This window comes from Pseudorhodoferax aquiterrae, from assembly GCF_014652235.1.
Classification (GTDB): domain Bacteria; phylum Pseudomonadota; class Gammaproteobacteria; order Burkholderiales; family Burkholderiaceae_C; genus Pseudorhodoferax; species Pseudorhodoferax aquiterrae.
This window is the reverse complement of sequence record NZ_BMYK01000060.1, coordinates 1-6,767: the sequence shown is the minus strand read 5'-3', so window position 1 is coordinate 6,767 and position 6,767 is coordinate 1. Positions and strand designations below refer to the sequence as shown.

Annotated in this window: 10 protein-coding genes; 6 read left to right on the top strand and 4 right to left on the bottom strand. The window is 61.9% G+C overall.

All coding sequences use genetic code 11. The features are described from left to right. Positions 1-86 precede the first annotated feature (86 nt). Positions 87-386, top strand: coding sequence for a hypothetical protein (locus tag IE209_RS33270; protein ID WP_189691152.1), 300 nt, complete (start codon positions 87-89; stop codon positions 384-386). 3 nt (positions 387-389) lie between these two features. Here the strand turns inward: IE209_RS33270 and IE209_RS33265 are convergent, their stop codons facing one another. Then, complete coding sequence (locus IE209_RS33265; RefSeq protein WP_189691151.1) at positions 390-1,889, bottom strand: NAD(P)-binding protein; 1,500 nt, start codon at positions 1,887-1,889, stop codon at positions 390-392. A gap of 21 nt (positions 1,890-1,910) precedes the next feature. Next, on the bottom strand, positions 1,911-2,426 hold the full coding sequence (locus tag IE209_RS33260; RefSeq protein ID WP_189691150.1) for a hypothetical protein: 516 nt from the start codon (positions 2,424-2,426) through the stop codon (positions 1,911-1,913). A 560-nt stretch (positions 2,427-2,986) separates the two neighbouring features. Here IE209_RS33260 and IE209_RS33255 point away from each other — a divergent pair. From IE209_RS33255 to IE209_RS33235, 5 genes are all read left to right on the top strand, one after another. Next, complete coding sequence (locus tag IE209_RS33255) at positions 2,987-3,781, top strand: hypothetical protein (protein WP_189691149.1); 795 nt, start codon at positions 2,987-2,989, stop codon at positions 3,779-3,781. Between the two features lie 79 nt (positions 3,782-3,860). Then, complete coding sequence (locus IE209_RS33250; RefSeq protein WP_189691148.1) at positions 3,861-4,541, top strand: hypothetical protein; 681 nt, start codon at positions 3,861-3,863, stop codon at positions 4,539-4,541. Between the two features lie 29 nt (positions 4,542-4,570). Further along, positions 4,571-4,972, top strand: a complete 402-nt coding sequence (locus tag IE209_RS33245) for a hypothetical protein (RefSeq protein WP_189691147.1) — start codon at positions 4,571-4,573, stop codon at positions 4,970-4,972. Next, positions 4,965-5,681, top strand: coding sequence for a YkgJ family cysteine cluster protein (locus IE209_RS33240; RefSeq protein ID WP_189691146.1), 717 nt, complete (start codon positions 4,965-4,967; stop codon positions 5,679-5,681). Before IE209_RS33245 ends, IE209_RS33240 begins: the two co-directional genes overlap by 8 nt. 59 nt (positions 5,682-5,740) lie before the next feature. Further along, on the top strand, positions 5,741-6,013 hold the full coding sequence (locus IE209_RS33235) for a hypothetical protein (RefSeq protein ID WP_189691145.1): 273 nt from the start codon (positions 5,741-5,743) through the stop codon (positions 6,011-6,013). A 66-nt stretch (positions 6,014-6,079) separates the two neighbouring features. Here the strand turns inward: IE209_RS33235 and IE209_RS33230 are convergent, their stop codons facing one another. Both IE209_RS33230 and IE209_RS34135 read right to left on the bottom strand, forming a co-directional pair. Then, the gene (locus tag IE209_RS33230) at positions 6,080-6,442 is read right to left on the bottom strand and encodes a DUF6283 family protein (protein ID WP_189691144.1); all 363 of its coding nucleotides are present in this window, start codon (positions 6,440-6,442) and stop codon (positions 6,080-6,082) included. Next, positions 6,439-6,767: hypothetical protein (locus tag IE209_RS34135; protein ID WP_229883187.1), on the bottom strand; the 329-nt coding region annotated here is incomplete at its 5' end. The genes IE209_RS33230 and IE209_RS34135, both read right to left, overlap by 4 nt.

The following is a 6,767-nucleotide window of genomic DNA, read 5'->3' as shown; positions in this document are numbered from 1 at the left end:
AGTCATATGCACTGTCCTGTTCCTATCTCCAAAGATAAGCGACAGGACGGGGCCGGGGAATCAGGGGGCTATCTCATAAAAGCGTTATGAGAAAGATGCGCCGGATGTTCAAATTTGAAGCGACTTCCAACTTTAGAGGCGCCGGCAACCAACTTACCCCGGTGAGGAAAACCGTGGAAGGACCTTCAGCGAGCGCCGGTCGCGCGTCGAACTGGCGAGCCGTAGACAACGCGTGGGCCATCGCAACCATGCGCATCGGGGTGCGGAACACCCGTTTGACTGCAAAGCTGCGCAGCGGCGAACTCAAACGATCCAAGCGGATGGCGATCTTCGATTGGAGTGACTCTGCGGAGCTCGCGACCACAACAGCCGCTGTCCACCTCTGACGACTAATAGCGTCTCAGCGGCAGCCCGGGTCGGACCATGTCCGTCGATTTCAGCATCAACGGCGGTGCTGAGCGGTCGAACAGCGGCGTTCGATCGATGCCATGGCGAAGCACGATCTCGTGGAACTCTCCAAGAAGCGATGCCTTGCGGGATCCGTCGCTTGGAGCTACCCACACATGGTGCGCCTGCGCAAAACAGGCCGCGCGATCAGAGCAGACGTGCGACGCTGCGCCAGAGGCGATCTTGGTGATCTCATACCCTGTGACCATGATGCAGTCCATCGCCGCCTTGCTCCCACCGCGCGCGCACAGCTCCCTCGATGAAATCCTCGCGTAAAGGCGCAGCACCCACGCGGTCAAGAACCGATTCAGCGGGTAGCAGATGGATGGGTAGGGGTCGCGCAGCACCCAAGTCAAGGCCAGATCCAAGCTGCGCACCTCCGGCCGGATGACGTTCTGGGTCTGCCAGTCCAGTTCCTGTTCGCTCAGCGACGACCACACGGAGTCCACGACGTCCTCGTAGGCGTCGTGCCAAGCCTGCAATTTCGTCGGATCGGGAGCGTTGTGGTGCTGCCAATCGACCGAATCCCACACCAAGTCATCGATGGCCAGACAACGGTCGCCGATGCTCGCGAATTGAGCAGCGAAACGAGCGTCGACGTCCGGCCAGGCCTGCAGTCGGACGACCAGGTCGAAGCCGAACGTACGGGTCAGGATGCGCTGGACGTCCTGTTGCGCGCCGTCACCGCCGCCGGACACGAGCGCATGGATCTCGCCACTGCGATGCCGCCCGATGCCAAGCTTCTCCGCGTGCAGGGTGTCATCCGCCCAAAACTTCAGACCGCGGTAGTTCCATCTGGCTTGCTTGTCGAAAACGACCTCTTCGCCGAAGCCGACGCAAGAGATGACGGCACCGAAGGACGGCGGAGGGAGCCTCGCACCCTCCAGCCCCTTGACGGTGACGCCATCCGCGGCGACCTGAAGTTCGAGTTCGCGCGCATCCACGCCTGGCACCACGACAAAGCGGTCCCCGAACTCGTCCTCGTACTCGTCGCAGAGCATCGTCCAAGCGGTCGCGACATCGGATGCGACGCCGCGCCGATAGGCGAGCGCAAAGGCTTTTCCTGCGTCTGGAGGCACGACGCCCGAGTTCCAATGCGGCAACGGCCAATCGAACTCGCCGGGATCGATCGTTCGCGTGTTCGTAGACATCTGGGTGACAAACAGATGATCTTCTTTCTCGACAAGAAACACACTCAACCCGAGGTTCAGTGCGGCGACCGCGCAGGAGACCCCAGCGGCCCCACCTCCGAAGACCAAGAGTGGACGCTCGGCCGTGACCAAACCCTCGCGAATCACCGAGTACGTGAGGTAGGTCGCCCGGACGATCTGATCTCGAACGTTCGCTGCCCGCAGGTCGGACAATTCGAACAGGCGAGCATCAACCTTGTGGTAGTGATGCGTGTTCTCGAAATAGATGGAACACGAGGGCCTGGCACTCATGCCAGGTCGGAGCGAAGGACGTTAAGGTGTGAAAGCGCGGGGAGGCGAAGGCTGCAGGTTCCTCGCTTTTTGTCCGTGTTGCGCTGCGATCTCATATTGCTCCATCACCATTTTTCGTATTTGTAAAGCGCCCTCACGCAGGTCTTGCGATGGACTCCTGCGCACCACGATACGGGCCTTGGCCAACTCGCGCAGACGAACAGCTGACGTCCTCGACGACATCACGACATCCATGGGGGTCACGATCACACCGCTGCGCCGACGGCGCGGAACGGAGCCCCGAACGTTCCCGAGCCGCTCCCGAAGCTCGAGCACGGCGGTGCCAAATTGCTGGACGTCCCTAAGGAGCACAAGCAAGAGCTTATCTGTTTCGATGAACTCGAATGGGGCGCTTCCCTGAGCCAAGGTCGCGCGTCCTCTCGCGTAGGCGGGCGAACCAGAAAGGGAGGATGATGGGTGATCGCCCCGGTCGCCAACCAGGTGCGGTGAGCGGGTGCGTCTTACCAAGTCCTCGTGCAGAACCTCTTCACCGGGCATGGAAGGACCTTGCAGTAGGAAAGTCCCATCGTACCGGGGAACCCCTCGCGCCACAACGCATGGCTGTCAGCACCCTTCCAGCGCTCGTGTGATCTCCAAGATTTGCAACGCCCGCGTAGCAAATCAGGCGCAGATGAGCGAAAAACCTGCCATTTAATCGAGCATTTTGAGGGGCACACGGGAAGGTTGGCATGCCGTGTCCCCTTAGAACCCCCCGGCCCACAGCAGGTCGACAGACGGTTGGCGCATGGGGAACAGTACCTGGCTGGGTGCTCCGGCGCATCGCGTCCTACTGATAGCATGGGACTCCATGAGGTGCGGCGCACCGGAGGGGCTACGGCAGTCAGCGAGCCGCTCGGTTCAGCTGATGGTCACACGCTTGTGGATGCCCCTGGCCACGCCCCCAACCCATGCTGCTGGACATGCCCATCGTCGTTCCCAATTCCACCTAGTACAAGCGAACGAGCTTGCAGCGCGGCACCGCCGACGAGTGTCCTTACGCAGATCCTCGCAGGTGCCCGCGCCACTACGCGAGCCTTCACCTGCTTGGCAATGCGCGCATGACCACCGAGATTTACGAGCACCAGAGGCAGGAACTTGACCACCAATGGAAAGCATCGAACCTGCTGCCCGTCATGGAGGAGGACGAGACGGCCATCGGCATGGACGGGCACCACTTGGGCTACCTCGTCAATGTCTGCCCGGAGGTGACGTTCAAGTACTTTGGCTACTACACGAGCTACTTGGCACGCTACGTCGATGAGATCGACAAGGCGAGCGGAGAAAGAAGGGCCCAGCGCGAGCGACTCGAAGACGACTGGCGGTTCGAATGGGCCAGAGTTGCAGCTCGGCACTTCACGGACTGCTCGGTCTTTCACCAGGTCCAACGATACAACGTGAGGGCCGGGGGCAAGTTCCAAGCGATCGCCCATCCAAACGTGCTGACCGTGCTCGAACGAATGGAGCATTGCCTTGAGACCGATGACCCGTCTGGCGCCTTGCACGCGGCATCCAACGCCCTGGAGACGTTGGCCAAGCACCTGCTGGATGATCGCACGGTCGACGAAAAGCCGTTGGGCAATTTCATCGACAAGTACGAGAAAGCGTCTCAGCTGCCCAACGAGTTCAAGGCGGTTGCAAGGCAAATCTACAACGTGCGAAACCGGACGCCGCTGTCAGGACACGGCAGCACCAACGCACCATCCATGACCATGCAGGATGCCATCGTCATCGCAGCCGCCACGAATTCGTCGTCGAACTCGAGTACCGCGCGGTCAAGGTCGGTGCGTCGCCATCGTCAACGACGAAGCGTGCGTAATCTGATGATCGGCCTTCCATTCACTGGGTCACGGTGAACCGTCTTTCGGCGCGAAGGCATGCTGTCGCATGGCGTGACAACCTGAGGCAGTCCGGAGTCAGCGACAATGCTGCATCGTGAATGCGGAACTTGTCGATCCACGCGCGACGCGCGACATCGCGCCACTCTTGCTCGATGGAACTGGGAAGCTTTGCGTGGTGCCCGCCTCGGTACTTCAGCGAACCACCGCCCAGGAGCGGTTAGTCTTTGGCATCAGACATGGTTTGTACAGCTTCCCCACCGAGGAGCTAGTCGCATTCCTCGCGAACCGCATCCGAGGCAGATCCGCGATCGAAATCGGCGCCGGCCATGGATGCCTGGCAAAGGCCCTCGGCATCCCCGCCACCGACAACCGCCAGCAAGAAGACCCACGCATGAAGGCGTACTACACGGCCCGTGGGCAGGCCACGGTGCCGTACGGCGATCACGTGGAAGCGCTCGATGCAGCGCAGGCCGTGCGAAAGCATCGCCCGCAGGTGGTGATCGCTTGCTGGGTCACGCACAAGTTCGACCCGCGCCACCCGCAGGCCGAAGGCAGCGAGCTGGGCGTGGAGGAAGAAGACATCGTCGCGTCGTGCGAAGAGTACATCTTCGTGGGCAACGAACGGGTGCACGAGCGCAAGCCGATCTGGTCGCTGCCCCACGAGAAATGGACGCCGCCTTGGCTGTACTCGCGGGCCTTGAACGGAAGCCCGGACTTCATCGGCAGCTGGGGAAAGGACGCCGTGGGTACGCAACGGCGAGCGAAAGCACGATGACCGTGGGTCTAACGGCTTGCGGCAAGCGCATGGACGAGCGTTCCTGGCTGAGCGCCTTGGACTCTTTGCGCCTGGAATGCGACGGTATGACGCGGGTCGTGTCGGCGCTGCTGCTGCGCGACGGCATCGCCCATGTCCCGATGTGCGGCACGTTGAGCGTGGCTGGTGTCGGTGAGATCCCAGTCCATCACTGGATTGAGTTGGAGGACGGCAGGCTCATCGACCTGAGAGCGCGCATGTGGCTGGGCGAAGATCCACGTGTCCCTCACGGAGTCGTCCCACGCGACCGGGCTAACGCTCGCTACGTCGGCCGGGAGGTCGAGCTTTCGTGCACGCCCGTGGTCTTCTGTGCACTGACCGACGTCACGATCGACGCCTTCGCTCCGGCGACGTTCCTCATGGAGTCCGCGTCGAAAGAGGTTCATGGCTGAGCCAGGGTCGCACCCGACCGAAGCCGTGCTTTCGGCTTTGCCGAAGGACGTGCGCGAGCGGTGGCCGGTGGCGGTGGAGCGAGCGGCTCGAAAGGCAAAGTCGGTTCTCCCGGACCAAGATGCGAACCAGCTGGTGAAGGTCGCCCAGAAGGCGGGGACTGCCTCGCAGAGGGTGGTCTGGCTTCAGCGTGCCGCGTCGGCCTGGACGAAGCCGCTCGCGCAAGTGGCCGCCTGTCGCCGTGGGTGCAGCCACTGCTGCCACATCTCGGTGACGATCACGGCCGTCGAGGCCGATCTGATCGGCCGGCATGTGGGCATCAAGCCGGTCAGACCTTCGAACGCCATCCGCTTGCAGTCCTTGATGCAACGGGATGGTGCCGTGCCCGCAGTCGAAGCCATCAGCGCGCTTGCCGCCCCCGCACCGTGCCCGTTTCTTAAGGACAGAGCCTGCAGCGTTTACGAGGTCAGGCCTATGGCTTGCAGGCTTCTCCTGAACCTCGATGACGACGACTTGCTTTGCAGGTTGGTGCCTGGCCAGGACGTCCCCGTGCCGTACGCGGATGCCAGCCAGCTGCGAACGCTCTTTCTGATGGCGCAAGCCAACACACCCATGGCGGACATCCGGGATTTCTTTCCTGCACGCACGGAGGACGCCGGAGAACGTCGAACTCCAGAGCTTCACCGTCTTAGGATTCGATCTGTTCCTTGAAACGGCTGTGACCACCGCCTTGCCTAGCGATTAGACTTCGGTCGAACACAATGGAGGCCATGACGCACGACGCGACCGCTTGCGAGATCAATGCTGACCCGGCTCGCGGGACGGTGTGGATCAACGGAGCCGACGGTTCTTGCATCGGCCGGTTCAGCAAACGCTTCGGAATCGACGTGCACCGGACCGCGACGGCACAACTCGCGGGCGAAAGCGAGTGCATCGTGTGCACGCACGAACCTTCCGGTCGCACGTCCTGGGCGCTCTTCATCGAAGCGATGCGGGAGCATCATGGCGTGACGGTTCCCGACGATCTGCTGACCTGGGCCTAAGCGCACTTCCCAGGCTCGCAAACGCCTTTCCGGTCAGTCTGCACGGCTTTCGAGGCCGACATGCCTTTAGGACGGTGCGACAGACTTGACCGGCAACGTCGCCTCGAACGACTTGTGCTGCTCACCACGCAGCCGAAGCTTGTCCACGTTGGAACAGTCCAACATGCGAAGGCGCAGCAAGATGTTGTTGCCTGGCCCAAGCTGGTGGTTGAGCCAGCCCACACAATGGGCATCGTCGGTTTCGTGGCAGGCCATTGCGCGCAGAGGCTCGCCGGGCGCAGGCAAGGCTGCCGGGTCAGCAATCGTTCTGGCGAGCGCTTGGTGTTTGGTTTCGCAGTAGCCGTTCGGAATGTCGTGGGGGTCCACTTCGAGCCTCCACGGGCACTTCTTGCATTGCGCGGTGCGCTTGAGCTTCCACGTCGTCGTCATGTCGTCGTAACGCCTGCAGCTGGGAACACAACTTCCACGGCGGTGCCGTAGCTGAAGCATCCGTCGTGTTCGTCGATCTCGTCGAGGTCGTGCTCCATGTCCCATGCGCAGTCATCGTGGTACACGAACCGATGAAGGCCGGGTGAGCCGTCGTCCAGGTGGCCTTCGATCACCGTGCCTTCGCCAGTGATCACCGCCCCGCAGTAGCAGCATGACGCCCCCAACAGTTCGAGGCTCGTGTGCCGGGAAGTTTCGACAAGATGGACGTCGCACAGTAAGCGTCCGGCGAAGTCGTCTTGAAAGCGCGATAGGAGCAAAGGATGCT